Here is a 25,052-nt window from a genome sequence, read left to right on the forward strand (position 1 = left end):
CTTGCTAACCCGGCAGCTTGAGCTGGAGGATGAGATCCTCCAGCGGGCGGCCGCGTATTTCGCCCGGGAGAACGTGCTCCCAAATAGGAGACGCGCTGGTCCGTGAACTCACCGATGATGACTTTCCCGTCGCGGTGACCTGCCGGGTGTGAAAGGGCCGGCGCGGTCCCTGTACGGGCGGGCGCGGGTTGCGTCGGCGGTGCACCGTGGCCCGGGATTGCCTGAACACCGCGCAGGCCCGCACGGTGCCGACCGAATTCTCCAGGGCCGGAAATACGCGTCCAGGATCTGATTCAGTCCGTGTCGGAGTCCGCGCTGCTTGAGATGTCCTGAAGCAGCGCGACTCGCGTGCGCGACCACATGCGCGCAGCCGCCCCGCTTGGCGGCCCCGCGCAGGCGCCGTACCCGGTCAGAGACCTAGCACGGCCTCGAGGTCGTCGATGGCCGCCAGGGACTGGGCGAGCTGCTCGCGTTCTGCCTCGGTCAGGGTGAGGGCGCGCGCCCGGGCCAGGGCATGCCCGGCGGCGGCGTGGTCCTTGGCGCGGACGGCGAGCTCGGCCCGGTAGACCAGCGCCTCCAGCAGCTCGGCCGCCGACGCGGTGTCCTTGTCCCGCTCCAGGGCGCCGTCCAGGATCTCGGCCGCCCGCTCGTGCGAGCCGTGGGAGTCGCCCATCACGACCGCCCGGTTCAGCGAGGTGGTGAACCTGCTCGTGGCCTCCTCCTTCTCCGGCAGGGGGCGGGCGGCCATGAAGCGGATCCAGTTGCCGCCGGGGTCGATGACGGCGAAGCCGGAGTGGTTGCCGTCGTTCTTCCGCCTGCGCGGCCGGGTCATCCGGGGGATGCCGGAGACCAGCAGCTTGCCGTGCGCCGCGCGCATGCCCGCGGCGAACGCCTCGAACAGCTCTCCGGTGTCCGGCACGACGATCACGCAGGTCCCGTAGGAGTCTTCCGGCTTGAACGCCTCCGGCATGCCGAAGAAGCCTAGCTGGAGATCCTCGCGCTTGAGCAACACGTACGGGTTCGGCCGAACCTGGTAGTAGATCCGGCGGAAACCGAGCATCGTGTAGAAGTCGGCCATCTCGTCGATGGAGCGGCAGGGAAGCAGCGGTATGGCGATCTCGTTGGCCATCGGGGGAACTCCTATTCGCCGGCCATGGTGAACGCGCCCTCTTCCAGGCGGCGGATCATCTGGTCGGTCCACTGGGCGCCGGCGTCGGCGGTGCTCAGCCACAGGGACAGCACCTCGCCCACCGGGCCCCAGGTCGCCAGATCCGTGCCATCGGGCAGGTACGCGGTGATGCTCGCGCGCCACTCGCGCATGGCGCGGGCCCGCTCGCGCAGCAACTCCAGGGCCCGCTCCCGGGGAAGGTCCTCGATGAGGCCGACAGCGGCGCCCAGCACGTCCAGGCTCGGCTCGCGGTCAGCCAGCGCCTGACCCAGCAGGTCGAGGTACTCCTGCTCGCCCTGCCGGGTCAGCTCGTACTCGATCCGCGGCGGCCCCCCGGCTGCGGAGGCGACCGTCTCGTGCGCCACCAGCAGGCCCTGACCGGCCATGCTCTTGAGCGCGTGATAGACCGAGCCCGAGGTGGCGGTCGACCACTCGTGCGCCCCCCACGACTCCAGATCCGCGCGGACCTGGTAGCCGTGGGCGCGCACGCGCCTGCGCAGCGCGCCCAGGACCAGCAGCCGTACCGGCTTCATCGAACCCTCCCGAACTTCGCTAGCCAAATTTGGCTAGCTGCTACCAGGAGCTTACCGCACCAACGTGCAGGAAATCGACGTAGCGGCCGCTGCGGCGTACCCGCTCCTCGTGATCGCCCTCCTCGACGACCCGGCCACCGTCCAGGAAGGCGACAAGAAGCCCATCAGTCCTGGCCGCTACCTCGCCGCCGCCATCTACCGCCCATTCGCCGTCCGCGCTCCGCCCCTCAGCGCGCGTGTGCAGACGACTCCTGATATCCGTGCACGGGACTTCGGAAACCGACACCACGAACCGAGCGCGTCTGCGCCGCCAGCGTCGGTACGAGCGCCGTCGACCCGTGACCGCGGGGTTCGTGGCGGTGGCGGTCGCCCTCCTCGGTGGCGGACGGGAGCGTGTTCTCACAGGTGGTAGACAGGTTGGGCTAAGGACACGCACAGAATCGTCCCCCACGATCGGACCATGAGCATGGCGAATGCGGAGGCTCGCGGGCAGTTGCGCCGGCCCGACGGCAGCCCGGTGCGGGTGCTGGTGGTCGACGACGAGGCCACGCTGGCGGAGCTGCTGACGATGGCGCTGCGCTTCGAAGGCTGGGAGGTGAGCAGCGCCGCCGACGGTCTGGGCGCCGTGCGCGCCGCCCGTGACTTCCGCCCCGATGCTGTCGTGCTCGACATGATGCTGCCCGACATCGACGGCCTGGAGGTGCTGCGGCGGCTGCGCGCGGAGTCGCCGGACGTGCCGGTGCTGTTCCTGACGGCGCGCGACTCCGTCGAAGATCGCATCACCGGGCTGACGGCGGGCGGCGACGACTACGTGACCAAGCCGTTCAGCCTGGAAGAGGTGGTGGCGCGGCTGCGCGGGCTGATCCGCCGGGCGGCCAGGTCGGAGCTGCTGGCCGGTTCCCAGATCGTGGTCGGGGATCTGGTCCTGGACGAGGACAGCCATGAGGTCCGGCGCGGCGGCAAGCTGATCAACATGACGGCCAGGGAGTTCGAGCTGCTGCGCTATCTGATGCGCAATCCACGCCGGGTGCTCAGCAAGGCGCAGATCCTCGACCGGGTGTGGAACTACGACTTCGGCGGGCAGGCCAACGTGGTGGAACTGTACATCTCGTACCTGCGCAAGAAGATCGACGCGGGCCTGCCGCCGATGATCCACACGCTGCGTGGTGCGGGGTATGTGCTCAAGCCGAGCGAATGAGCCGCCGCGCTGGCGTGATCCGGGGCGCTGGTCGCTGCGGGCGCGCCTGGTCGCGGCGATGGTCGGCCTGCTGGCGCTGGCGTTCCTGATCGTCGGCGTGGCCACCGAGGCGACGCTGGTCAGAGCGCTGTACAGCCGCGTCGACGACCAGCTGACGGCGGCGGCGGCCCGGGTGCCGCGCGGATTCGACCGCTTGCCGCCGCTCAGCCCGCGCGAGCCCAGGTTCCCGCCGGGGCAGGTGATCGGCACGCTGGCAGCGCACCTCCGGTACGGCCAGGTCGTCTATGCCGGTGTGCTCCCCGAACAGGGGCAGACGCCGCCTGACCTGGGCGGACAGGAGACGACGCTGCTGCGCGTGCCCGCCGACGCGGTGCCCCGCAGCTACGACCTCGGCGAGCTGGGCGACTACCGCCTGGTCGCCCGGCGGATGCCCGACGGTGACGTGTTCGTCACCGGGCTGCCGCTGGCCGAGACGCGGGAGACGCTGTACCTGGTGGCCGGGGTGGTGGCCGGGGTGACCGTGTTCGCGCTGGCCGGGGTCGGTTATCTGGGCGTGGTGATCGTACGGCGGACCCTGCGGCCGCTGTCCCGGGTGGCGGCCACCGCCACCCGGGTGTCCCAGCTGAGGCTCGACCGCGGCGAGGTGGAGCTGCCCCAGCGGGTCGCCGAGCGGGACGCCGACGACCGCACCGAGGTCGGCCAGGTCGGCGCGGCCCTGAACCGGATGCTCGACCACGTCGGCAACGCTCTGCAGGTACGGCAGGCCAGCGAGACGCAGGTACGCCAGTTCGTCGCCGACGCCAGCCACGAGCTGCGCACGCCGCTGGCGGCCATCCGCGGCTACGCGGAGGTGAGCCGGCGCGGCGGGCAACCGGTGCCGCCTGAGGTGGCGCACGTGCTGCGCAGGGTGGAGTCCGAGGCGGAACGCATGACGGCCCTGGTCGAGGACATGCTGCTGCTGGCCCGCCTGGACGCGGGACGCCCGCTCGCGCACGACCAGGTGGACCTGTCCATGCTGACGGTCGACGCCGTCAGCGACGCGCACGCGGCGGGCCCGCGTCACGACTGGCAGCTGGACCTGCCCGAGGAGCCGGTCGTCGTGGTGGGCGACTCGGCGCGGCTGCAGCAGGTGCTGGCCAACCTGCTCGGCAACGCCCGTACGCACACGCCGGAGGGGACCCGGGTCACCGTCGGCGTCGGCGTGAGCGGTCGGGAGGCGGTGCTGCGCGTCGTGGACAACGGGCCTGGCATCCCCGCCGAGCTGCTGCCGCATGTTTTCGAGCGGTTCGCGCGCGGTGACAGCTCACGTTCCCGGGCAGCGGGCAGCACGGGCCTGGGGCTGGCCATCGTGCACGCGGTGGTTGCGGCGCAGGGCGGCAGCGTGGCGGTCGAGAGCGCGCCCGGCCGCACGATCTTCACCGTACGGCTGCCGGCTTCGGACGGCCGTTGAGGAGGCGGTTGGTCTCGGCCAGCAGCTCGCTCTGGCGGAGGCGGTCGGCGGGGAACGGCATCGCGATGACGCGGTGCACGCCGACCTCGGCGAGCGCGGCGAGCCGTTCAGCGGCCGCGGCGGGTGGGCCGGTGACCAGGCCGCCACGGGCCTCCGCCTCGGTCATCCCGTACTCCATCAGCGACCGGGCTTGAGCGTCGATCACCGACGCAGGCAGGTCACCGAGGCCGACGCTGAGGCCGATCGTGACGCGCGGCGCCGGGCGGCCGTATTCGGCGGCGAGGCCGGCCAGCCGCCGGGTCTGTTCGGCGATCTCGGCCGGGGTGGAGAACGCCGGATACCATTCGTCGGCGAAACGGGCGGCTCGGCGCATGGGGCCCGCGCCGATGAGGAGGGGCGGCATCGTTGCGCCCGGCGAGAGAGTGATCACCTCGCCGTTCACGTTCGTGGGCTTGCCCTCGACCAGGCTCGGCAGGATCTCCAGGGCGGCGTCGGTGCGCTGCGCGCGTTCGGCGTAGGGGATGCCGACGGCCCGCCAGGCGGCGTCGCCGTGCACGCTGCCGCCCGAGCCGATGCCGAGCAAGACCCGGCCGCCGGACAGGTGCTGCAGGCTGGCGATCTGCTTGGCGGCCCAGGCGGCCGGACGCAGCGCCAAGACCATCACCCCGAAGCCGATCTTGACGTGCTCGGTGACGGCGGCGGCCGTGGCCAGCACCATGGTGCTGTCGAGGAACGGCCGCACCGGGATCAGGTGGTCACCGACCCAGATCGACTCCAGGCCGAGCTCCTCGGCGTGCCGGGCATGCTCGCGCACCCCGGCGGTCTCATCCACGCCGAACGACGGTAGGTTCACGCCGACCTTGAGCATCAGCGCACCTTGAGCAGGGTCTTGCCGACGCTGACGCGCGACTCGATGGCGGCGTGCGCGGCGGCGGCCCGGTCGAGGGGGAAGCACTGCCCGATCAGCGGCCGCAGCCGTCCGGCCACGGCCTCGGCGAGGGCGCTCTCGGTGTACTCGCGCATGGTCTCCGGGGTGGGCTTCACCTGGACGAGCGTGACGCCGCGCGCGACAGCAGCCTCCTCCTCGATGCCGGCCCACTCTCCGCTCGCCCACCCGAAACTGACCATCCGCCCGCCTCGGCCGAGCAGTTCGAAGGCTGCCCGGCCGATGTCACCGCCGACCCCGTCGAGGACGACGTCGACGGGGGCGACCCCGTCGGTCCAGCCCGGAGCCGTGTAGTCGGCCACCTCGTCGGCGCCCAGGTCGCGGGCCACACCGGTCTTGCGCGAGCCCCCGGCCGCCCCGACGACGACGGCGCCCGCCGACTTGGCGAGCTGCACGAGGAGCGAGCCCACGCCGCCGGCCGCCGCCTCGACGAGAACCCGTTCGCCGGGCTGTGGCGCGGTCGCCCGGATCATCATGGTCGCGGTACGCCCGTCGGCCAAGATCGCGACCGCGTCGTCCAACTCCAGGCCGTCGGGGACGGTGAAGAGCCCGGACGCGTCCACCGCGGCCCGTTCGGCATAGCCGCCGGAGCCGCCCATGGAGGTCACCACCCGACGGCTGACCAGGCCGGAGTCGACACCTTCGCCGACCGCCGTGACGATGCCGCCGACGCCGTTGCCCGGGATCATCGGCAGGTCCGGCTTGAACGGCGACGGAGCGCCCGACCGGAACTGGGTCTCCACAAAGGTGATGTTGGCGTAGGCGACGTCGATCAACACCTGCCCCGGCCCTGGGACCGGATCGGGGGCGTCGCCAGGTACGAGCACCTCGGGCCCGCCGAACTCCTTCAACCACACCGCACGCACAACGCTCTCCCCTGTTCAGCTGATGTCGGCCCCAGCATGCAACCTCAACCAAGCTCGAGGTCAAATCAGGTGCAGCTCCGGGGTTGACTGCCCCGAGACGGCCGGGGCCGCCGGCCGGAGGGCGCTGGACGCCGGTTCGTGTAGCAGTAGACCTCCTTGGCGACGGCGTTGCCGAGGCGAATTTCCTTCGGCTAGCAGGGGTAGACGACGGCGTGCGCTGCTGGCCGGGCGTCCGGCCGGATCCGGCTTCCTGGAGGCGGCTGTGTGGAGCGCGGGCATCGCCCTGGTCAGTTATCTGTGGGCACGCAGGCTCTACAACCGCTGGATTCGGTCCAGGATCGGACAGGTCACCGGACGGTGTGGCGGCGCTTGCCGTCATCGTGTCTAGAGGGCGAGGGTTTCCAGGTTTACGGCGTTGGCCATGGCCTGGGCGCCCTTGTCGTTGGGGTGCATGCCGTCGCCGCTGTCCAGGTCGGGGTGGATGTGGTCGGGGGCTTCGGGGTTCTCGACGGCTCGGGCCACGTCGAAGACGGCGTCGAACGTGTCGGTGGTACGGATCCAGTCGTTCACCTCGCGTCGGGCGGCGAGGCCCTCGGGGGTGCTGATCCCGGGGTAGACGGCGCCCGCGAAGGGGCCGATGGTGGCGACGAGGATCTTCAGGTCGGCCTGGTGGACGCGCTGAGCCAGGGTCTTGAAGCCCTCGATGAGGGCGTCGGAGGTGACGGGAGGTTCGCCGGACATGCCGGGCAGGCCGAGGTCGTTGATGCCGAAGTGCACCAGGACGTGGGTCAGGCCGGGGAGGGAGAGCAGGAGTCGCCGAACGCCACGGCGATCGCGGTGTCGTCCGGCGCGAGTACGTCGACGCCCGAGACGTAGAACCTGGCTTCCACCTGCTCGGCAGCAGGGAGTACGGACGACGTGACGTGGTCGCCGCCGACGATGTGAGCGGTCTCCATGGGCATGTGCTCGGCGATCGACCTGCATCACTATGGACAGGTAGCTCTCCAGCGGGAAGTACACCGAGCCCGCGCCGTCAGGTCGAAGAGGCGGGCCGATGGGTGAAGGACGCGAGGAGGAGGGCGAGTCTGAGGTCGTGGTGCTCGCGGGGGATCCTGCCGTCGCGCATCAGCATCGCCAGTCCGTGCAGGGCGGCCCAGAAGGTCTCGGCCAGCAGGGCCGCGTCGGTGTCGTGCGCGTGCGGGCTGACGGCCTCGACGAATTCGTCGAACGCGGCGCGCAGGGCGGCCGGGGTCTGCGGGGTGGCGAACGGCAGGTTGACCTTCCGGCTGAACATGGCGTCGTAGAGGGCCGGGCGCTGGTCGGCGAACGCCACATAGGCGGCACTGAGCCGGGCGAGGGCGTCGGCGGGGTCGCCTGCCGCGGTGCGGGCCGCGCGTAGCTCGGCGGCCATGTCGGCGAAGCCTTCCAGGGCGACGGCCGTGGTGATCGCGTCCTTGCCCTTGAAGTGGCTGTAGAGGACCGGCTGGCTGTATTCGACCCGCTCGGCCAGCCGCCGCGTGGTCACCGCGTCCCAGCCCTCGGCCTCGGCCAGCTCACGAGCGGCCGTGATGATCAGCTTCTCCCGTTGCGCGCGGTCGCGTTCCTTGCGGGCTTGTATCGACATGCTCCGAAATCTAGCACCGCTAGCGCAACGATGCATGGGTGCGCTAGCGTTGAGCTTGTTCCTAGCAGCGCTAGATTATGGAGTCGCACCATGCTCACCACCCTTGCGTACGGTCTTGCCATCGCCCTCAACCTGTTCTGCCTGTTCCTCGGGGGTCGCTTCCTGTTCGCGCCGTACGCCGCCGCCGCGGGCTACGGCGTCCCCGCCAAGGAGGACCGCGCCTACCTGACGATCAAGGGCGTGCGTGACGGCACCTACGGCCTCGTCGGCCTGGCCCTGCTGGCCTTCGCCGGTGCTCAGGCCGAGGCCTGGTTCATGCTGGTCGTCGCCCTGGTGCCGCTGGGCGACACCCTGATCGTGCTGCGCAACGGGGGCACGAAGGCGACCGCGTTCGGCATCCACTTCGCCACCGCCCTGATCGTCCTGCTCAGCGCCGCCCTGCTCTTCGCCGTCTGACCCGGTCCGCTGGAGGCGCCCTGAACGCCCGGCGCATGCCGAGGCTCACAGGTGCCGCACAGCGATGGCACACGTCGCGTACAGGCCGGTGGCCCACCGTTGGTGGCTGAACCGGATGAAAGGACGCGACCGATGACCTCGACCTTGCCCGCGCCGCCCGTGGGCCCGCCCGGCGTGCCGCGCGCCAGGAGATGGCTGCGCGGCCGGGCGGACGACGCCGCCTGGGTCCGCCCGGCCCTGCTGGCGCTGCTGTCGGCCACCGCGATGCTCTATCTCTGGGGTCTGGGCGCCTCCGGCTGGGCGAACTCGTTCTACGCGGCCGCGGCGCAGGCCGGATCGCAGAGCTGGACGGCCTTCTTCTTCGGCTCCTCCGACGCCGCCAACTCGATCACCGTGGACAAGACCCCGGCCTCGCTGTGGGCGATGGCGTTGTCGGCGCGGCTGTTCGGCGTCAACGCCTGGAGCCTGCTGGTGCCCCAGGCGTTGATGGGCGTGGCCACGGTCGGGCTGCTGTACGCGACCGTGCGCCGCTGGTACGGCCCCGCGGCGGGCCTGATCGCCGGGGCGGCGACCGCGTTGACGCCGGTGGCGGTGCTGATGTTCCGTTTCAACAACCCCGACGCGCTGCTGGTGCTGCTCATGGTCGCCGGCGCGTACGCGATCGTCCGGGCCGTGGAGAGCGGCGCGACGAAGTGGCTGGTGTGGGCCGGCGTCTTCGTCGGGTTCGGCTTCCTCGCCAAGATGCTGCAGGCACTGCTGGTGGTCCCGGTGTTCGCGCTGGTGTATCTCATCGCCGGACCACCCAAGCTGGGCAGGCGCGTCTGGCAGCTCCTCCTGGCGGGAGCCGCGCTGCTCGCGTCGGCCGGATGGTACGTCGCCGTCGTCGAGCTCGTCCCCGCCTCGATGCGCCCGTACGTCGGCGGCTCGCAGAACAACAGCCTGCTGGAGCTGACCCTGGGCTACAACGGCCTGGGCAGGCTGAACGGCAACGAGACCGGCAGCGTCGGCGGCGGGCCGGGCCGCGGCTGGGGCGAGACCGGCTGGACGCGGATGTTCGACGCCGGGCAGGGCGGTCAGATCGCCTGGCTGCTGCCCGCCGCCTTCATCCTGCTGGTGGCGGGCCTGGTCATGACCGCACGGACGGCACGTACGGACCGCGCTCGTGCCGGGTTCGTCCTGTGGGGCGGCTGGCTGCTGGTCACCGCCGGGGTGTTCAGCTACATGGCGGGCATCTTCCACGCCTATTACACCGTCGCGCTCGCCCCCGCCATCGGCGCGCTGACCGGGATGGGCGCGGTGATGCTGTGGCGGCGGCGGGCCGACGTCCGGGTTTCACTGGCCGGCGCCGCGGCGGTGGTGGTGACGGGCTGGTGGTCGTTCGAACTGCTCGGCCGCAGCGACACCTTCGTGCCGTGGCTGCGCTGGCCGGTGCTGGTCGCCGGGCTGCTCGCGGCCGCCGGGCTGCTCGTGTCCGTACGGCTGTCCGCGCGGGTGGCCGGAACGGTCGCGGCGGCGGCGCTCGTCGTCGTCCTGGCCGGGCCCGCGGCGTACGCGATCGACACGGCGGCGACCCCGCACGGCGGCTCCATCCCGTCGGCCGGGCCTGCCGTGGCGGGCGGCTTCGGCGGGCCCGGCGGGCCCGGCGGGCTCGGGCGCGGCTTCGGGCCGTACGGACCCGGCGTGCTGGGCGGCATGCCACAGCCGGGGAACCAGCGGGGCCCGGGAGCTCGCGGAGGGCGCGGCGGCGGCATGAACGGGCTGATCAATGGCTCCACGGCGAGCGCGGACATGGTCGCGCTGCTCAAGCGCGACGCCGCCGCCTACACCTGGGTGGCCGCCGCGATCGGCTCCCAGAACGCCTCGGGCTACCAGCTGGCCACCGGCGCGCCGGTCATGGCCGTCGGCGGCTTCAACGGCAGCGACCCCTCGCCCACGCTGGCCCAGTTCCAGAAGTACGTGACCGAGCGGAAGATCCACTACTTCATCGGTGGCGGCGGACCACAAGGCGGGCCAGGCGGCGGACCTGGTGATGGGCCCGGTGATGGGCCAGATGGTGGGGCAGGTGGTGGGGCAGGTGGCCGGATGCGGGGCGGCACCGGGGGCAGTAACGCCAGTGCGGAGATCTCCGCCTGGGTGGCGGCCACCTTCACCGCCACCACGGTCGGCGACGTCACCGTCTACGACCTGACCGCCCCCTGACCAGGGGGTACGACTCGCCGCTGCCCACCCGGCACCGGGTGGGCAGAACGGCCCGGGGCATGACGTGATGGCCTGGCGGGAAGCCCTCGTGCGAACATTCACAGGCCGGCCACAGCAACACCACAACTGCGGGAAAGCCGCCCGACCGAAAGTGGAGGCATGAGCCCTTCGACGCTTCCCGCGCCCGTCGCGGCCACGGCTTCCGCAGGTCACAACGCCCCGGTGCTCGATGTCGTGGTCCCCGTCCACAACGAGGAGAACGACCTCGAACCGTCCGTACGCCGCCTGCACGCCCACCTGTCGACCGGCTTCCCCTACCCCTTTCGCATCACGGTCGCCGACAACGCCAGCACCGACAGGACCTCGCGGATCGCCGCCGAGCTCGCCGCCGAGCTGCCGGAGGTGTCCTTCGTCCGGCTGACGGCCAAGGGGCGTGGCCGGGCGCTCAAGCACACCTGGTCGGCCTCCGACGCGCAGATTCTCGCGTACATGGACGTCGACCTGTCCACCGATCTGGCCGCCCTGCTGCCCCTGGTGGCCCCGCTCATCACCGGCCACTCCGATCTGGCCATCGGCTCCCGCCTGTCGCGCGGGTCCCGGGTGACCCGCGGCCCCAAGCGGGAGATCATCTCGCGCTGCTACAACCTGCTGCTGCGCGGCACGCTCGCGGCCCGCTTCTCGGACGCGCAGTGCGGCTTCAAGGCGGTGCGCGCCGACGTCGCGGCCCGGCTGCTGCCCTTGGTGGAGGACACCGGCTGGTTCTTCGACACCGAGCTGCTCGTCCTCGCCGAACGCGCCGGGCTGCGCATCCACGAGGTGCCCGTCGACTGGATCGACGACCCGGACAGCCGCGTCGACCTCCTGCCCACGATCATGGCCGATGTCCGGGGCATCGCCCGGCTGGCCAGGGCGCTGGCGACCGGCAGCCTGCCGCTGGCGGGCCTGCGCGAGCAGCTCGGGCGCACGCCGCTGCCCGTGGCGGGCGTGCCCGCCGGCCTGCCGGGCCAGCTGCTGCGCTTCGCCGCCGTCGGCACCGCCAGCACGCTCGCCTACCTGCTCCTGTACGCCCTGCTGCGCGGGACGACCGGCGCCCAGGCGGCGAACCTCGTCGCCCTCCTCGTCACCGCCGTGGGGAACACGGCGCTCAACCGCCGGCTCACCTTCGGCGTGCGTGGCCCCGGCCGGTGGTGGCGGCAGCAGGCCCAGGGCCTCATCGCCTTCGCCGCGAGCCTCGCCCTGACCGGCGGCGCCCTCGCCCTGCTGTACGCGACCGACAGCGCACCGCCCCGGCCGCTGGAGCTGGGGGTGCTGGTGACGGCGAACCTGGCCGCCACCTGCGTGCGCTTCCTGCTCCTGCGTACGTGGGTCTTCCGCACGAGCCGCGAAGCACGGGAGGACTGAGTCCCGCTGTCCTTGTCACGGAGTCCGGCCGAGGTTCAGGGGGTGGCCCTAAACGGGCCGAGGCCGATGGCCGGGAGGATCGCCTGGTCGACGATGTCGGCCAGGTCGGCGTCGGTGGGAGGGGCGCCGTCGAGCAATCGTTTGGTGACGAGCGCTTCGCCGATGTCGGCCACCACGGGGGTGAGCAGGTCGGCGGGGAAGTGGCCGCGTTCGGCGTAGTGGCGCAGCACGGTGCTGGTGAACGTGCCGCCCTTGTTGGCGAAGACCCTTTCGAACAGCGCTTCGGAGACCTTCGGGGCGCCCTTGGGGTCGGTGAGGATGGCGGCGACCGCGCGGCCTGCCGGGCTGAGGGTCCACGCGACCATGAGCTGGAGCGCTCGGATCAGGTCGCCGCGCAGATCGTCGGCTCCGGGGGTCGGCTCCTCGACCGGATGGGAGTGGTAGAGGGCGTCCAGGAGCACGTCGATCGGGTCCGACCAGCGGCGGTACAGCGTGGTGCGGGGAGTCGCCGCACGCCTGCCGATGCCTTCCATGGTCAGTCGCCCGACGCCGACCTCCACCACTTCTTCCAGCACCGCCGCGTGGATGGCGGCGAGCAGCTCTCCGCCGCGCCGCCGGGTCCGGCCGCCGTGCTCGCCCATCGTCGCCCCCTGTCCGGCTCCAGGGACCGCATCTTACCGACCACAACCTTAGATACGATTCTGTAGCTTATCGGCACGAAAATAAGCTACATTGATGTATCCAATCACTTGCCATCTCTTTGGGGGAGACCCATGTCCACCATCACCCCGGCCCCTGCTCAGGGAGCCGTGCCGCTCACCGAGCGGGCGCCGGCTCCCGACCTCGCGCGCGGGCTCATGCTGCTGCTCATCGCGGTCGCGCACGCGCACATGTACCTGTCCGGACACCCGGCGGGCTTCCGCGGCTACACCCTGGACGGAACCACCCTCGACCGGCTGGTGGCCGGGATCCAGATCCTCCTGGTGGACGGGCGCGCGCTGCCGATGTTCGCCGGCCTGTTCGGCTACGGCCTGGTCCAGTTAGCGAACCGGCGGCTCGCCGCCGGAAGCGGTTGGCCGCAGGTGCGGCGTGTGCTGCGACGCCGGAGCCTGTGGCTGCTGGCGTTCGGGTTCTGCCACGCGCTGCTGCTGTTCTTCGGCGACATTCTGGGCGCGTACGGCCTGGTCGGGCTGGTGCTCATCGGGTTCGTCCGGCGCAGCGACCGGGCCCTGTTCTGGGCCGCCGGCGTGGGAGCCGTCCTGCACATCGTCGTGATCACGCTGTTCGGACTGCTCACCGTGGCCGCCGAGAAGGGCGACACGCCCGCCGCCATGGCCGATCCGCTCCAGGCCGCCGTGACGCGGATGGTCGGCTGGATCGCGATGACCCCGACCTACTTCGCCATGAGCGTCGTGCCGGCCTTCCTGCTCGGGATCTGGGCGGCCCGCCGCCGGCTGCTGGAGGAGCCCGCGGCGCATCGGGGACTGCTGTCGCGGACCGTCACCGTGGGCACGCTGCTCGCGGTCGCCGGTGGGCTGCCGCTGACCCTGATCGACACGCGGGTCTGGATCCCCTCGGACGCGATCGGCGTCTCGGCGTACGCACTGCACAGCGTCACCGGCATCGCCGGCGGACTCGCGTACGCCGCGCTGGTCGGACTCGTCGTGGCCGGGAGGCGGCGCGACGGACGGCGGCCCGGCGCGGTGAGCCGCGCGCTGGTCGCGTGCGGCCGGTGGTCGCTCACCTGCTACCTGCTCCAGTCGGTGGTCTTCGTCCTGCTGTTCACGCCGTACCTGGGCGGGCTCGCCACCCGCGTCGGCGATGCCGCGGCGACCGGCATCGCCGTGCTCACCTGGCTGGGGACCGTGGTCCTGGCCGCGACACTGTCCCGTACGGGCCGGCGCGGGCCGGCGGAGACCGCGCTGCGGCGGCTGACGTATCGCCGAACCGGCTGACCGGAGCTTGGCGTGACGGCACCCGCCTGCACAGTGGTAACTTGGCCATATGGCTAACTTGGGCGATCGGCCAAGTTCTACGCGAGGGCTTCGGCGGCGGGAGCAGCTGGTGGATGCCGCCATCGCGCTGCTGTGCGAGGGGGGATGGCAGGCCGTCACCACGCGTGGGGTGGCCGAGCGCGCGGACACCAACGCCGGTCTGATCCACTACCACTTCGGCGGGCTGCCGGGACTGCACGCGGCGATCGTCCGGCGGGTGGGGGAGCTGGTCATCAACCCTCTGGTCACCGAGCTCCTCGACGCGCCGGACGAGTGGGCGGCGCTGGCGGCCGTACGCCGGCTGCTGCCCGAGACCACCGGTGACGAGCGGACGGCCCGGCTGTCCGCGGAGCTGCTCGCGGGGGCAACCCGCGACCCGGCCCTGGGCGAGGTGCTGCGGAACCAGCTGCGCGAGGCCCGGTCACAGATCGCCGGCCGGATCCGGCAGCTGCACCCCGCATGGCCGCCGGAGCGGGCGACGGCGGTGGCCACGCTGGTCGCCGCGCTGATCGACGGGCTGGTGCTGCACCACATGCTCGACCACGACCTGCCCGTCGGCGAGGCGCTCGCCGGGGTGGAGGACCTGCTCAGAAAGGACTGAGATCATGCGGATCATCAAGAAGCCCGGCCCGCCGACCGGGCTGCGTCGCAGGCTGTGGCGCCTGCCCATCCAGTTCTACCGGTTCGGGTTGGGCTCGCTGATGGGGCAGCGCCTCATGCTGCTCACCCACCTCGGGCGGGTCTCCGGGCAGCGGCGCCAGGCGGTCATCGAAGTCGTGGAGCACGATGAGCACGGCTGGGTGGCGGCCTCCGGATTCGGGCCCCGCGCCGACTGGTACCAGAACGTCCTGAAGAGCCCCGACGTCACCATCCAGGTCGGCGGCCGCACCCTGCCGGTGACGGCCACGCCGCTGCCCGCCGACGAAGGCGCGGAGCTCATGGCACGGTACGCGCCGCGCCACCCGGCCGCCGCCCGCCGGCTCTCCAAGATCATGGGGTTCGAGGTGGACGGCAGCGTGGCGGATTACCGGGAGGTCGGCCGGCTCGTACCCTTCGTACGGTTCGTCCCGAGGGCGACCGAAACCTGACTCCAGAGCGACGGTCCAGCAGGCCGCCGCTCTGGCGCTGAGGCGTTATAGGCGGACAAACTGTGAAATGCCGTGACACGACCACATCAAGGAGTTTTTGTGACGGATGAGCCGACCCCTCCTCGGCGTCCCTCCACAGAGATCGACACCACCACGCCCCACCAGGCCCGCGTCTGGAACTTCTTGCTCGGCGGAAAGGACTACTACCAGGTAGACCGGGAAACCGCGGAGCACCTTGAGCAACACATCTATCCCGGAATCAAGGACATCGCCCTGCACGCCCGGGCCTTCTTAGGACGCGCCGTCCGCTACGTGGCCGAAGAGGCAGAAATACGACAATATCTAGATGTCGGTACGGGACTGCCCACGGCGGACAACACCCACGACGTCGCCCAGCGCGTGGACCCCACCAGCCGCATCGTCTACGTCGACAACGACCCGCTGGTGCTGGTCCACGCCCAGGCCCTGCTCGCCAGCCACCCCGACGGCGCCTGCGACTACATCGAAGCCGACGTCCGCGACCCGGACGCCATCCTGACCCATGCGGCCAGGACACTGGACCTCACCCGGCCGACCGCGCTCATGCTGCTCGGGGTGATGGGCACGATCACGGACAACGATCAGGCGTACGCGCTGACCAGGCACCTGATGGCGGCCCTGCCGTCCGGCAGCTACCTGATCCTCGAGGACGGCACCAACACGGTCAAGCCGAAGGAGGCCGCCGAGGCCGCGAACCTCGTGGACGAGGGGCAGGTCTATGACTACCGCCTTCGCACCCCCGAGGAGATCACCCGCTTCTTCGACGGCCTGCGGCTCGTCGACCCGGGCGTCGTGTCGGTCTCCCAGTGGCGGGTGGAATCCGAGGTGTTCGGCCTCCCGGAGAAGGTGGACGCGTACTGCGGGGTCGCCGTCAAGCCATGAACGGCGCAGCCGGCCCCGTCAAGGCGTGGCGTGCGCGCCGAGGTCGCGCAGCGCGGCCGCCAGCCGGTCCACCTCGTCAGCGGAGGTGAACAGGGCCGGGGTGACCCGGACGGCGTCGCCGCCGCTCATGCCGCTGCGGGCGACGGTGAAGATCCGGTGCCGGTCCATCAGGGCCTCGGCGATGGCGAGGTTGTCGGCCTTGGAGCTGCGGCCGGGTAGTCGGAACGCGGTGATGCCGCCGTACATGCCGGGCTCGTCCGGGGTGAGGATCTGCACGCCGAGAGCGTGCGCCTGACGTACCCAGCGGTCACGGAGGTAGCGCAGACGGGCCTGCTTGACCTTCGCGCCGAGAGTCTCGTGGAAGTCCAGGGCGGCGTCCGCGGTCAGGAACGGAGCCACGTTCATGGTGCCGGAGTGCACGCGGGAGCGGATGTCGGAGGCCGGGTAGGTCTCGTCGGCGTAGAGGAGGTCGATGTCGGCCAGGCGCTGCTCGCGGATGTAGAGGAATCCGGAGCCCAGCGGCAGGCCCATCCACTTGTGCAGGGAGAAGACGGCGAAGTCGGCGTCGAGGTCGGGCAGGGTGAAGTCGAGCTGGCCCCAGGAGTGGGCGGCGTCCACGATCACGTCCACGCCGTGCGCGCGGGCCATGGCGACGATCTGGCGCACCGGGGTGACCAGGCCGGTGCGGTTGTTCATATGGCTGAGCAGGAGCAGGCGCACCTTCGGAGCCCGGCTCAGGGCGCGCTCGTAGGTGTCGAGCACCGCCTGGCGGGTGGCGGGCTCGGGGATGACGATGCGCTCGACCGTGACACCGCGCCGGGCCGGCAGCCAGTTCATGGCGTACTGGCCGCTGTGGTAGTCGAGATCGGCGTACATCACGGCGTCGCCCGGTCGCAGGCGGCCGTAACCGGCGATCAGGTTCTGCAGCGCCTCGGTGCCGCCCCGGGTCAGCGCGATCTCCTTCCCGGAAACGCCGAGCAGGGCGGCGATGCGGTCGCGGACCTCGTCGGCGCGCGGCTTGTAGGTGGTGCGCAGCAGGTGGGAGCTCCGTTCGTTGAGATGGTCGACGTTGCGGTGGTACGCCTGCCGGACCGGCTCCGGCATGATCCCGTAGTAGCCGTTCTCCAGGTTGACGAAGTCGGGGCTCACCTGGAACTGCCGGGCGACGGTCGCCCAGAAGCGCTCGTCGCGCGCGAGTGCCTCGGGGGTGCGGCCCTGCGGCACGGTGAGCGCCTCCGGTGGCTTCGATGGCTCCGGCGTGACGGGGCGGGCCAGGGCGCCGGCGGCCATGGCGCCGAGCCCGGTGACGATCCGGCGTCTGGACAAGGTCATAGAGGACTCCACCTGTTATCAGCGAGAATTCACGGGCGGTACGCAGGACCGCCCGTGCTTGCCAGTGTGGCCGATATTCCCCGCTCGGATGATGTTCCTTTCTCCGTGTCGGTAATAACGACCTCAGAATGACGCGAAACGTACGGGCGGGTCTTTACCGGAACCTGTGCCATTGCTGGGCGCGCCCGGCAGCACTTCGGGCATTATCACCGGTGATGCTTGCGACCCGAACGGATCATTCGCGTTGCCCGGCCGCCTCTCGCGCCGGGCGACTGGTGGCCCATGCGCTGCTCGCGATCGTCATGGTCATCGGCGTGGTGTTCGCGCACGGCGGCGCCTGCGCGGCCCTGGAGTTGTCGGAGCACAGCGCCCACCTCGCCGACAGGGGGCACGCGGCGGACGAGAGCGGCGTTTCCGCTGATCACGACCGGAACTGCTGGCATCGTCAACTGCCGGAGGGGCACCGGCACGGGACCGGGCCCGACTGCTCGGCGACCCATCCGGCCGGTCCGACGGTCGGCGTGCCCACGCTCGCGGCGGTGGCCGCCTCCTCCCCGCCGTCTGCTGCCGAAGGCGTCACGGCCCGGGCAGCGGAATGCCGCCTGATCGCGCCTCATGGGGAAAATATCTGTGTGATGCGCATATAGGACGCGCGACTCCTATAAGTCGCTCACCGTCCACCTGATGCGCGGTCATCCTGTCATGCCGCGAATCGCACCTATTTACTTCGGGATTTCACCCATGTCATCGCAAGCAATTTTCGCGCGCCTGAAAGATACGCCACCGACCGGCAGCCGCGCGCTTTCCCTGACCGTAGGAAATACGCCACTGGCCTTCATCTCCGAGCCGTTCGTGCCGGACCGGGGAGGGTTCTGGGCCAAGCTCGAAGGCTTCAATCCGGGCGGCATCAAGGATCGTCCCGCCCTGCACATGATCCGTCAGGCCAAGGCGCGGGGGGACCTCCGGCCGGGCGCGACCATCATCGAGTCGACCAGCGGCACCCTGGGACTCGGTCTCGCGCTCGCCGGCATCGTCTTCGGTCATCCGGTCGTGCTGGTGGGCGACGCCGGCATGGAGCCGCTCATGTGCCGGCTGCTCGCCTCCTACGGCGTCCGCCTGGAGATCGTCACGGAGCCGCACCCGACCGGCGGCTGGCAGCAGGCCCGTCTGGAGAGAGTGCGCGACCTGCTCGCCGAGGAACCCGGGTCCTACTGTCCCGACCAGTACAACAATCCCGACAACGTGGAGGCCTACGCCGGACTGGCCCACGAGCTGATGAGCCAGCTGCCGCAGATCGACACGCTGGTGTGCTCGGTCGGCACCGGCGGGCACAGCGCGGGCATCTCCAGCGTGCTGCGCCGGCACTTCCCCGACCTGCAGCTCGTCGGCGTCGACACGGTGGGGTCGACCATCTTCGGCCAGCCCGCCCGGCCGCGCCTGATGCGCGGGCTCGGCTCCAGCATCCACCCGCGCAACGTCGCCTACGACGCCTTCACCGAGGTCCACTGGGTCGCCCCGGCCGAAGCGGTCTGGGCATGCCGCACCCTGGCCGCCCGGCACTACGTCTCCGGCGGCTGGAGCACCGGCGCCGTCACCCTGGCGGCCCGCTGGCTGGCCCGCACCCAGCCGGACCGGACCATCGTCGCCGTCTTCCCCGACGGGCCGTGGCGGTACTGGAACAGCGTCTTCGACGACGACTACTGCCGGGCGCACGGCCTGCTGGGGACGGTCCCGGCCGACGAGCCGGACCTGCTGCGCACGCCGGCCGAGCGGGAGGTGCACCGCTGGACGCGCTGCACCCTCGTGCGCGACCCACTGGCCGGTACGCGATGAGGGGCGTGCTGGCCGAGTTCCGCTCCTTCGACCGGCCCATCCAGCTCCTGCAGATCAACCAGGCGGGCATCAACCTCGGCTTCTACATGCTCATGCCCTACCTCGCCCAGCACCTGTCGAGCGGCGTGGGGATGGCCGCCTGGACGATCGGGCTCATCCTGGGCCTGCGCAACCTGAGCCAGCAGGGCCTGTTCCTGATCGGCGGCACGCTGGCGGACCGGGTCGGTCACAAGCCGCTGATCATGCTCGGGTGCGGGCTGCGGACCGTCGGGTTCGCGCTGTTCGGGCTGACCACCTCGCTGCCGTGGCTGATCGTGGCGGCCGCCGTGACGGGGTTCGCCGGGGCGCTGTTCAATCCGGCGGCCCGCGCCTATCTGGCGTGCGCGGCGGGGGAGCGCAAGGTGACGGCGTTCGCCGTGTTCAACGTCTTCTACCAGGGGGGCATTCTGCTCGGCCCCCTCGTCGGCCTCGCGCTGCTGAACGCCGGGTTCACTGCCGTGTGCCTGTCCGCCGCGGCGATCTTCGCCGTACTGACCGTGCTGCAGGGCCTGTGTCTGCCGGCTCGACAGGGGTCGGCCGGTGAGCGTCCACCGGTGCTGAGCGACTGGCGGCGGGCGTTCGGCGATCGGGCCTTCGTCTCCTTCGCGGCGGCGATGATCGCCTCCTACGCGCTGTCGTACCAGATGTATCTGGCGCTGCCGCTGGAGGTGGACCGGCTCGGCGGCGGCCAGGCGGGCGTGATGACGTTGTACGCGCTGTCGGCGCTGCTCGGCATCGGCGGGCAGGTACGCCTGACCGCCTGGTGCTCGGCCCGGTGGAGTCGCGGGCAGGCGATCAGCCGCGGCCTGGCCCTCATGGGGGTCGCGTTCCTGCCCCCGGCCGTGGTGGCGAACCTGGCTCTCCCGCCGGGGTGGGCGCTGCTGCCCCTGGTGGCGTGCACGCTGCTGCTCACCGTGGGGACGCTGGTCGCCTTCCCGTTCGAGATGGCCACCATCGCCGACATGGCGGGGGATCGGCTGATCGGCACCTACTACGGGCTGTACAACCTGCTGTCCGGCGTCGGCATCCTGGCCGGGAACCTGCTGGCGGGGGCCCTGGTCGACGTGGCCCGATCCTTCGGGGCGGCAGGGCTGCCGTGGGCGCTGCTGGCCGTCGCGGGGCTGGTCTCCGCGGCGGCCGTCAGGCGGCTGGATCGACGCGACCGGCTACCGGTGGCCGGTCAGCTCGCCGCCTGACTTGATACCGATTTGTCGGTTAATGGGCCAAGGCTTATCCTAGGGTCATTAGGTTTTAATGAGTGACTCTAGGAGATAGGTGGTACGCGCATGGCGCGGGCCGGGTTGACGGCGGACCGGGTGACGCTGACGGGCGCCGAGCTGGCGGACGAGGTCGGGCTCGAACACGTGACCATGTCGGCGGTGGCGCGGCGGCTGGGAGTGAAGGACGCCAGCCTGTACGTGCACGTACGCGGCCTGGAGGACCTGCGCGGGCGGATCGCGCTGCTGGCGGCGGACGAGAAGACCATCCGCATCGCGGAGGCCACCGCGGGGCGGGCCGGGAAGGACGCCCTGGTGGCGTTCGCGGACTCCTGGCGGGCGTACGCCCACGCCCACCCGGGCCGGTACACCGCCACGCAGATCCCGACGCAGATCGATCCCGAGCTCGCGGCCCGGGCCGCCGGGCCGCGACGTGCGGTCGAGCTGACGTACAGCATGCTGCGCGCCTACGAGCTGGCCGAGCCCGACCTGACCGACGCGGTCCGGCTGGTGCGCAGCACGCTGCACGGTTTCGTCAGTCTCGAGGCCGCCGGCGGCTTCGCGCACGCGCGCCCGGCGGAGACCTCGTGGGCCCGCTGCCTCGACGCCCTGCACGCTCTCCTGGAGCGCTGGCCCGCATCCCGTGAAGGAGACCCATCATGACCGACCCGACCACCGGCCGCCTGCGCGTGGACGGCGCCACCCTGCACTACGAGGTGCGCGGGACAGGCCCGCTCCTGCTGCTGATCCCCGGCGGCGCGGGCGACGCCGCCTCCTACGACGGCATCGCCGACGACCTGGCCATCGACCACACGGTCGCCTCCTACGACCCGCGCGGCATGTCCCGCAGCCCGCTGGACGACCCGGAGGCCACGCAGCAGGTCGCCCAGCATGCCGACGACGCGTTTCGGCTGCTGGAGCTGCTGTCGCCGGACACGCCCGCCCGCGTGGCCGGCTGCAGCTCGGGGGCGATCGTCGCGCTGCACCTGCTCGCCACCCATCCCGGCCGGGTCGCCCGCGTGGTGGCGCACGAGCCGCCGGTGGTGGAGGTGCTGCCCGACGCCGCCGAGCACCGCGCGATGCTCGCCCGCGTCCAGGACACCTTCCGGCGGGATGGGCTGATGCCGGCGGTGGCCGAGTTCGCGGCGGCCCTCAGCCGACCAGCGGACCTCAGCCGCGCAGCGGGGCTCAACCGCCCGGCGACCCTCAGCCAGCCAGCGGGCCTCAGCCGGTCGGGCGCCGAGAAGCCCGTTGCCGCCGAGGCCGTCATCGAGCTGCCACCGCGGGCAGCGGCACGAGCCGAGCGTACGAGGGCGAACATGCCCTACTTCCTCGGGCGGATCGTGCCGAGCTTCATGGCCTATGTCCCGGACCTGCAGCGCCTGGCGGCCCTGTCGGATCGGCTCGTGCTCGCGGGCGGAGCGGACTCGCGCGGCGAACTGCCCTACCGTCCCGCCGCCTTCCTGGCCGAGAGGTGCGGTACGGAGCTCGTCCACTTCCCCGGCGGGCACATCGGTCTCAGCACGCACCCCACCGAGTTCGGTGAGCTGCTCCGCAAGGTGCTGAGCGCCTAGTAGGCGGTTCAGCCGGCTGCCCATGGTCCACAGGGTGGGCAGCCCGGTCGGCCGGTGCCGGCCGCCCCTGGCCCACAAGGCGGGCATTTGGGGCATCCGGTGCCGGGCGCGGCGGGAGGTCTGGAGCTCCTAGCTCGCCCGGCGGGCGGCGACGGCCAGGCGGGTCTCCTCGGCGACCAGGTCGCCGTTGATGGCCCCCGCGGCGCGCAGGCCCGAGGCGGCGGCGGTGATGACCACGTCGGTCAAGGTGGCGACGTTGCCGGCGGCCCAGACGCCGGGCACCTCCGTCGCCCCTGCCGGATCGGTGGCCAGGTGCGTGCCGACGGTGTGCCCGAACATCTCCTGCTCGACCGTCTGCAGGCCGAGGCTCTCCAGCACGCCGGCGCGGGCGGTGACGCCGACGGCCACGATCACGGCGTCGCACAGGACGACCCGGCCGTCGGCCATGGCGATCCCGGCGAGCCGGTCGCCGGGCACCTCCAGGGCGCTCACCTTGCCCTGCACCACGGTGATGTCGCGGGCGGCGAACTGCTCCAGCTGATCGGCGGTGAGGTCCGGCGCCATGTGCTGGAAGAAGGTCACCCGGTCGCTCCACTGCCGCCACAGCAGCGCCTGATGCACCGAGATCGGGCCGGTGCCCAGGACCGCGAGCCGCTGATCGCGTACCTCCCAGCCATGGCAGTACGGGCAGTGCAGCACGTCACGTCCCCACCGCTCGGCCAGCCCCTGCACCTCGGGCAACTCGTCGACCAGCCCGGTGGTCACCAGCAGCCGCCGGGCCAGCACCGAGGACCCGTCATCGAGCGTCACCCGGAAGTCACCCTGCTCCAGCCGCTCGGCCGCCACCGCGGTGGCCGGCAGGAATTCGCCGCCGTACCCGGTCACTTCCTCGCGGCCGATGGCCAGCAACTCCGACGGAGCGGTGCCCTCACGGCCGAGGTAGTTGTGGACCTGGGACGCGGGGGCGTTGCGCGGCCGACCGGCGTCGATCACCAGCACCGACCGGCGAGCCCGCGCCAGCGTGAGCGCACCGCTCAACCCGGCGGCGCCGCCACCCACGACCACCACGTCGAACCGCTTGTCCCCGTCTACCGGGGCGTTCGTTGTCGTCATGGGGTAGATGGTCGGTCCAGCTCTCGTCGTACGGCAAATATTGTTGCTGGTTCAGCAACTGGATCGCGTTGAGCTCCGTGTCCGGAACCCCGCGCGGCACTCGCGGGCACGACACGTCACCGACGCCGCCCGTACCGTGGCCACCTGGACGAGGCCAGCCGGTTCCGGCTGGCCTCGCCGGCCTCACCGAGACCTGGCGGCAGCACGAACCGGATCCGCCGCTCATTCCCCAGTGGTGACGAAACAGCAGGTTGTGATGGGCGACGAACGCCTCGGTGGCGGAGTCCGTTCCGCGGTCCTTCCGTCTCAGGGTTCGATGACCAGGCGCTCCACGAGGTCGCCACGCAGCGCGAAGCGGTAGTGCAGGTCGACGGTGCCGCCGGGGAAGTCGCCTTCGAGGTGATGGGTGGCGACGTAGTGGGTGGCGTCCACGCGCTGGGCGCCGGTGAGCTCGCTGGTGTACGTGAACTCGGCGGCGGCCTTGCCCAGCCAGCTCTCGATCGCCGCGGTGCCCCGGTAGGTGTTGCCGTCGTCGATGACCGTGGCGTCACCGGTGAACGCGGTGATCGCGGTGGCCTTGTCGTGGACGCGGTGCGCCTTCAGGTAGCGGGTGATCACGTCGGGCAGCGCATCCGGGGTGATGGTCTTGGACTGGCCTTCGGGCATGCGAATCCTCACGGTGACTGGTAGGGGCAGCAGAGGACGAAGCGACTGCTAAAATAGGAGCTACTGGGTTCGACTTTAGCAGTAACTGGAGGATGGTCACGTGGCGAGCCGGATCAGGCTGGAAGACCGGGAATGTCCCCTGTCCACGACGGTGCAGCATGTCGGCGAGTGGTGGACGCTGCTGATCCTGCATGACGCCTTCGACGGCTACACCCGCTTCGACCAGTTCCAGGAGAACCTGGGCATCTCCTCCAGCATGCTCACCGCCCGCCTGAAGACCCTCGTGGCCGACGGACTGCTGGAGCGCAGGCCGTACCGGAGCAATCCGGTCCGCCACGAGTACGTGCTGACCGACCTCGGCCGCACTCTGCGGCCGGTCATCCTGGCCCTGGCCGCGTGGGGCAACTCCCGGCTCGAGCCGGAGCGGCGCAGCATGATCGTCGTCGACGCGAACAGCGGCGACGAGGTGGAGCCGGTGATCGTCGATGCCAGGACCGGCCGCCGACTCGACGACAGCGCCACGTACGTCTTCGCGGCGGGCCCGGCCGCGAGCCCGGCCATGCGGGACCGCTACCCGGGCCGCCGAGAGGGCGCGTGATTTCAGCGGGATGGCGGACCCGCCGCGCGTTGACTTTCCAAGTTGGAATGTGATTGACTTTCCGATATGGAAAGTAATGGGGTCGAAGGGCTGTCCCTCATCGCCGAAGCCCGTGCGGCCCTCGCCGACCGGCTGATCAACCCGTGGTGGTATCACCCGCTCCTGGGCCTGATGATCGTCGGTTGCGTGCTCGCGTTGGGGTTCGGCGGCACCGCGCTCAAGGTCGGGGGCGTCGTGCTGGCCCTCGCCGGGTGCGCGGTGCTCGTCACCGCCTATCGCCGCGTGACCGGCGTCTGGGTGTCCGGCCTCGAAGCCGGCCCCGCCGGCCGGTGGCTCGGCGCGCTGGGCGGGTTGACGGTGCTGGTCGCCGTCGCGGCCCTCGCCATCGGAGCTCTGACCGACCTGCGGTGGCCGGTGTTCTGCCTGGCCGTCCTGGGGTTCGTCGCCACCATCGCGCTGAGCCGGCGGTTCGACATGGCGCTGCGGGCCCAGCTGAGGGCGGGCGCATGACGGGGCGGTTCGACGAGGTGGTGCACGCGCCGAACCGGTTGCGGATCTGCGCGCTGCTCGCCGCGTCGTCCAGCGCCGAGTTCGCGGTGTTGCGCGACATTCTGGGCGTGGCCGACTCGGTGGTGAGCAAGCATCTGAAGGTGCTGCAGGACGCCGGTTACGTCGCGATCTCCAAGCCGACCGGCCGGGGCCGGGTGAAGACCTGGGTGAGCCTCACCGCCGAGGGCCGGCGCGCCTATGCCGGGCATGTCCAGGCGCTCAAGGCACTTCTCGATGACCCGGGCACCCCGGTCGGCTCGCACGAGCAGGGACACCTCCGCTGACGG

27 protein-coding genes are annotated in these 25,052 nt (G+C 71.3%); 17 read left to right on the forward strand and 10 right to left on the reverse strand.

The features are described 5' to 3' along the window. Window positions 1-409 precede the first annotated feature (409 nt). Both OHA68_RS36300 and OHA68_RS36305 read right to left on the reverse strand, forming a co-directional pair. Entirely contained in the window at window positions 410-1,129 is a 720-nt protein-coding gene (locus OHA68_RS36300) for a VOC family protein (RefSeq protein ID WP_327104276.1), read from the reverse strand. A gap of 11 nt (window positions 1,130-1,140) precedes the next feature. Beyond that, a complete protein-coding gene (locus tag OHA68_RS36305) occupies window positions 1,141-1,701 on the reverse strand; it encodes a PadR family transcriptional regulator (RefSeq protein ID WP_327104277.1) in 561 nt (186 codons plus the stop codon). A 460-nt stretch (window positions 1,702-2,161) separates the two neighbouring features. Here OHA68_RS36305 and OHA68_RS36310 point away from each other — a divergent pair, with 460 nt between their 5' ends. Together OHA68_RS36310 and OHA68_RS36315 are read left to right on the forward strand one after the other, a co-directional pair. Beyond that, a complete protein-coding gene (locus OHA68_RS36310) occupies window positions 2,162-2,899 on the forward strand; it encodes a response regulator transcription factor (protein ID WP_327104278.1) in 738 nt (245 codons plus the stop codon). Then, a complete protein-coding gene (locus tag OHA68_RS36315) occupies window positions 2,877-4,349 on the forward strand; it encodes a sensor histidine kinase (RefSeq protein WP_327104279.1) in 1,473 nt (490 codons plus the stop codon). The genes OHA68_RS36310 and OHA68_RS36315 overlap by 23 nt, the downstream gene beginning before the upstream one ends. On the opposite strand, the gene OHA68_RS36320 is transcribed toward OHA68_RS36315, so the two are convergent. The 4 genes from OHA68_RS36320 to OHA68_RS36335 form a co-directional block, all read right to left on the reverse strand. After that, window positions 4,315-5,217 (reverse strand): LLM class flavin-dependent oxidoreductase, encoded by a 903-nt coding sequence (locus tag OHA68_RS36320; RefSeq protein ID WP_327104280.1) that lies wholly within the window; start codon window positions 5,215-5,217, stop codon window positions 4,315-4,317. The two genes, OHA68_RS36315 and OHA68_RS36320, sit on opposite strands and share 35 nt — an antisense overlap. Beyond that, window positions 5,217-6,161, reverse strand: coding sequence for a zinc-binding dehydrogenase (locus OHA68_RS36325; protein WP_327104281.1), 945 nt, complete (start codon window positions 6,159-6,161; stop codon window positions 5,217-5,219). The genes OHA68_RS36320 and OHA68_RS36325 overlap by 1 nt, the downstream gene beginning before the upstream one ends. A gap of 384 nt (window positions 6,162-6,545) precedes the next feature. Next, on the reverse strand, window positions 6,546-7,145 hold the full coding sequence (locus OHA68_RS36330; RefSeq protein WP_327109604.1) for a GDSL-type esterase/lipase family protein: 600 nt from the start codon (window positions 7,143-7,145) through the stop codon (window positions 6,546-6,548). A 49-nt stretch (window positions 7,146-7,194) separates the two neighbouring features. Further along, complete coding sequence (locus OHA68_RS36335) at window positions 7,195-7,785, reverse strand: TetR/AcrR family transcriptional regulator (protein WP_327104282.1); 591 nt, start codon at window positions 7,783-7,785, stop codon at window positions 7,195-7,197. Between the two features lie 90 nt (window positions 7,786-7,875). On the opposite strand from OHA68_RS36335, the gene OHA68_RS36340 reads away from it, so the two are divergent. From OHA68_RS36340 to OHA68_RS36350, 3 genes are all read left to right on the forward strand, one after another. Continuing rightward, on the forward strand, window positions 7,876-8,241 hold the full coding sequence (locus OHA68_RS36340; protein ID WP_189142985.1) for a DUF4267 domain-containing protein: 366 nt from the start codon (window positions 7,876-7,878) through the stop codon (window positions 8,239-8,241). Window positions 8,242-8,373: 132 nt separating this feature from the next. After that, entirely contained in the window at window positions 8,374-10,440 is a 2,067-nt protein-coding gene (locus OHA68_RS36345; protein ID WP_327104283.1) for a glycosyltransferase family 39 protein, read from the forward strand. 159 nt (window positions 10,441-10,599) lie between these two features. Further along, the gene (locus OHA68_RS36350) at window positions 10,600-11,841 is read left to right on the forward strand and encodes a bifunctional glycosyltransferase family 2/GtrA family protein (RefSeq protein ID WP_327104284.1); all 1,242 of its coding nucleotides are present in this window, start codon (window positions 10,600-10,602) and stop codon (window positions 11,839-11,841) included. A 35-nt stretch (window positions 11,842-11,876) separates the two neighbouring features. Here OHA68_RS36350 and OHA68_RS36355 read toward each other — a convergent pair whose 3' ends face one another. Continuing rightward, a complete protein-coding gene (locus OHA68_RS36355) occupies window positions 11,877-12,482 on the reverse strand; it encodes a TetR-like C-terminal domain-containing protein (protein ID WP_327104285.1) in 606 nt (201 codons plus the stop codon). A gap of 132 nt (window positions 12,483-12,614) precedes the next feature. Here OHA68_RS36355 and OHA68_RS36360 point away from each other — a divergent pair, with 132 nt between their 5' ends. The 4 genes from OHA68_RS36360 to OHA68_RS36375 all read left to right on the forward strand — a co-directional run bounded on the left by OHA68_RS36360 (window position 12,615) and on the right by OHA68_RS36375 (window position 15,844). Beyond that, window positions 12,615-13,796 (forward strand): DUF418 domain-containing protein, encoded by a 1,182-nt coding sequence (locus OHA68_RS36360; RefSeq protein ID WP_327104286.1) that lies wholly within the window; start codon window positions 12,615-12,617, stop codon window positions 13,794-13,796. Window positions 13,797-13,905: 109 nt separating this feature from the next. Continuing rightward, window positions 13,906-14,436 carry a TetR/AcrR family transcriptional regulator gene (locus OHA68_RS36365; RefSeq protein WP_327104287.1) on the forward strand — a complete coding sequence of 177 codons (531 nt, stop codon included), beginning with the start codon at window positions 13,906-13,908 and terminating at the stop codon, window positions 14,434-14,436. A gap of 4 nt (window positions 14,437-14,440) precedes the next feature. Next, window positions 14,441-14,923, forward strand: a complete 483-nt coding sequence (locus OHA68_RS36370) for a nitroreductase family deazaflavin-dependent oxidoreductase (protein WP_327104288.1) — start codon at window positions 14,441-14,443, stop codon at window positions 14,921-14,923. Window positions 14,924-15,022: 99 nt separating this feature from the next. Further along, a complete protein-coding gene (locus OHA68_RS36375) occupies window positions 15,023-15,844 on the forward strand; it encodes an SAM-dependent methyltransferase (protein ID WP_327104289.1) in 822 nt (273 codons plus the stop codon). Between the two features lie 18 nt (window positions 15,845-15,862). Here OHA68_RS36375 and OHA68_RS36380 read toward each other — a convergent pair whose 3' ends face one another. Continuing rightward, entirely contained in the window at window positions 15,863-17,176 is a 1,314-nt protein-coding gene (locus OHA68_RS36380; RefSeq protein ID WP_327104290.1) for an aminotransferase class V-fold PLP-dependent enzyme, read from the reverse strand. A gap of 215 nt (window positions 17,177-17,391) precedes the next feature. Between OHA68_RS36380 and OHA68_RS36385 the strand changes: the two genes are divergently transcribed. The 5 genes from OHA68_RS36385 (at window position 17,392) to OHA68_RS36405 (ending at window position 21,839) form a co-directional block, all read left to right on the forward strand. Continuing rightward, a complete protein-coding gene (locus OHA68_RS36385) occupies window positions 17,392-17,823 on the forward strand; it encodes a hypothetical protein (RefSeq protein WP_327104291.1) in 432 nt (143 codons plus the stop codon). Between the two features lie 94 nt (window positions 17,824-17,917). Next, entirely contained in the window at window positions 17,918-19,009 is a 1,092-nt protein-coding gene (locus OHA68_RS36390; RefSeq protein WP_189142973.1) for a PLP-dependent cysteine synthase family protein, read from the forward strand. Next, window positions 19,006-20,244 (forward strand): MFS transporter, encoded by a 1,239-nt coding sequence (locus tag OHA68_RS36395; RefSeq protein WP_327104292.1) that lies wholly within the window; start codon window positions 19,006-19,008, stop codon window positions 20,242-20,244. Before OHA68_RS36390 ends, OHA68_RS36395 begins: the two co-directional genes overlap by 4 nt. Window positions 20,245-20,334: 90 nt before the next feature. Then, entirely contained in the window at window positions 20,335-20,928 is a 594-nt protein-coding gene (locus OHA68_RS36400) for a TetR/AcrR family transcriptional regulator (RefSeq protein WP_327104293.1), read from the forward strand. Then, window positions 20,925-21,839, forward strand: coding sequence for an alpha/beta fold hydrolase (locus tag OHA68_RS36405; RefSeq protein ID WP_327104294.1), 915 nt, complete (start codon window positions 20,925-20,927; stop codon window positions 21,837-21,839). The genes OHA68_RS36400 and OHA68_RS36405 overlap by 4 nt, the downstream gene beginning before the upstream one ends. A 129-nt stretch (window positions 21,840-21,968) precedes the next feature. Here OHA68_RS36405 and OHA68_RS36410 read toward each other — a convergent pair whose 3' ends face one another. Continuing rightward, window positions 21,969-22,952, reverse strand: coding sequence for an NAD(P)/FAD-dependent oxidoreductase (locus OHA68_RS36410; RefSeq protein WP_327104295.1), 984 nt, complete (start codon window positions 22,950-22,952; stop codon window positions 21,969-21,971). Window positions 22,953-23,258: 306 nt separating this feature from the next. Continuing rightward, the gene (locus tag OHA68_RS36415) at window positions 23,259-23,618 is read right to left on the reverse strand and encodes a hypothetical protein (RefSeq protein ID WP_327104296.1); all 360 of its coding nucleotides are present in this window, start codon (window positions 23,616-23,618) and stop codon (window positions 23,259-23,261) included. Window positions 23,619-23,718: 100 nt separating this feature from the next. Between OHA68_RS36415 and OHA68_RS36420 the strand changes: the two genes are divergently transcribed. The 3 genes from OHA68_RS36420 (at window position 23,719) to OHA68_RS36430 (ending at window position 25,049) form a co-directional block, all read left to right on the forward strand. Then, window positions 23,719-24,216, forward strand: a complete 498-nt coding sequence (locus OHA68_RS36420) for a winged helix-turn-helix transcriptional regulator (protein WP_327104297.1) — start codon at window positions 23,719-23,721, stop codon at window positions 24,214-24,216. A 66-nt stretch (window positions 24,217-24,282) separates the two neighbouring features. After that, window positions 24,283-24,726, forward strand: a complete 444-nt coding sequence (locus tag OHA68_RS36425; protein WP_327104298.1) for a hypothetical protein — start codon at window positions 24,283-24,285, stop codon at window positions 24,724-24,726. Further along, the gene (locus OHA68_RS36430; RefSeq protein ID WP_327104299.1) at window positions 24,723-25,049 is read left to right on the forward strand and encodes a transcriptional regulator; all 327 of its coding nucleotides are present in this window, start codon (window positions 24,723-24,725) and stop codon (window positions 25,047-25,049) included. Before OHA68_RS36425 ends, OHA68_RS36430 begins: the two co-directional genes overlap by 4 nt. The last annotated feature ends 3 nt before the right edge of the window (window positions 25,050-25,052 follow it).

Origin of the sequence: Nonomuraea glycinis (genome assembly GCF_035920485.1) — a bacterium.
In the GTDB taxonomy this organism is placed as follows: Bacteria; Actinomycetota; Actinomycetes; order Streptosporangiales; family Streptosporangiaceae; genus Nonomuraea; species Nonomuraea glycinis.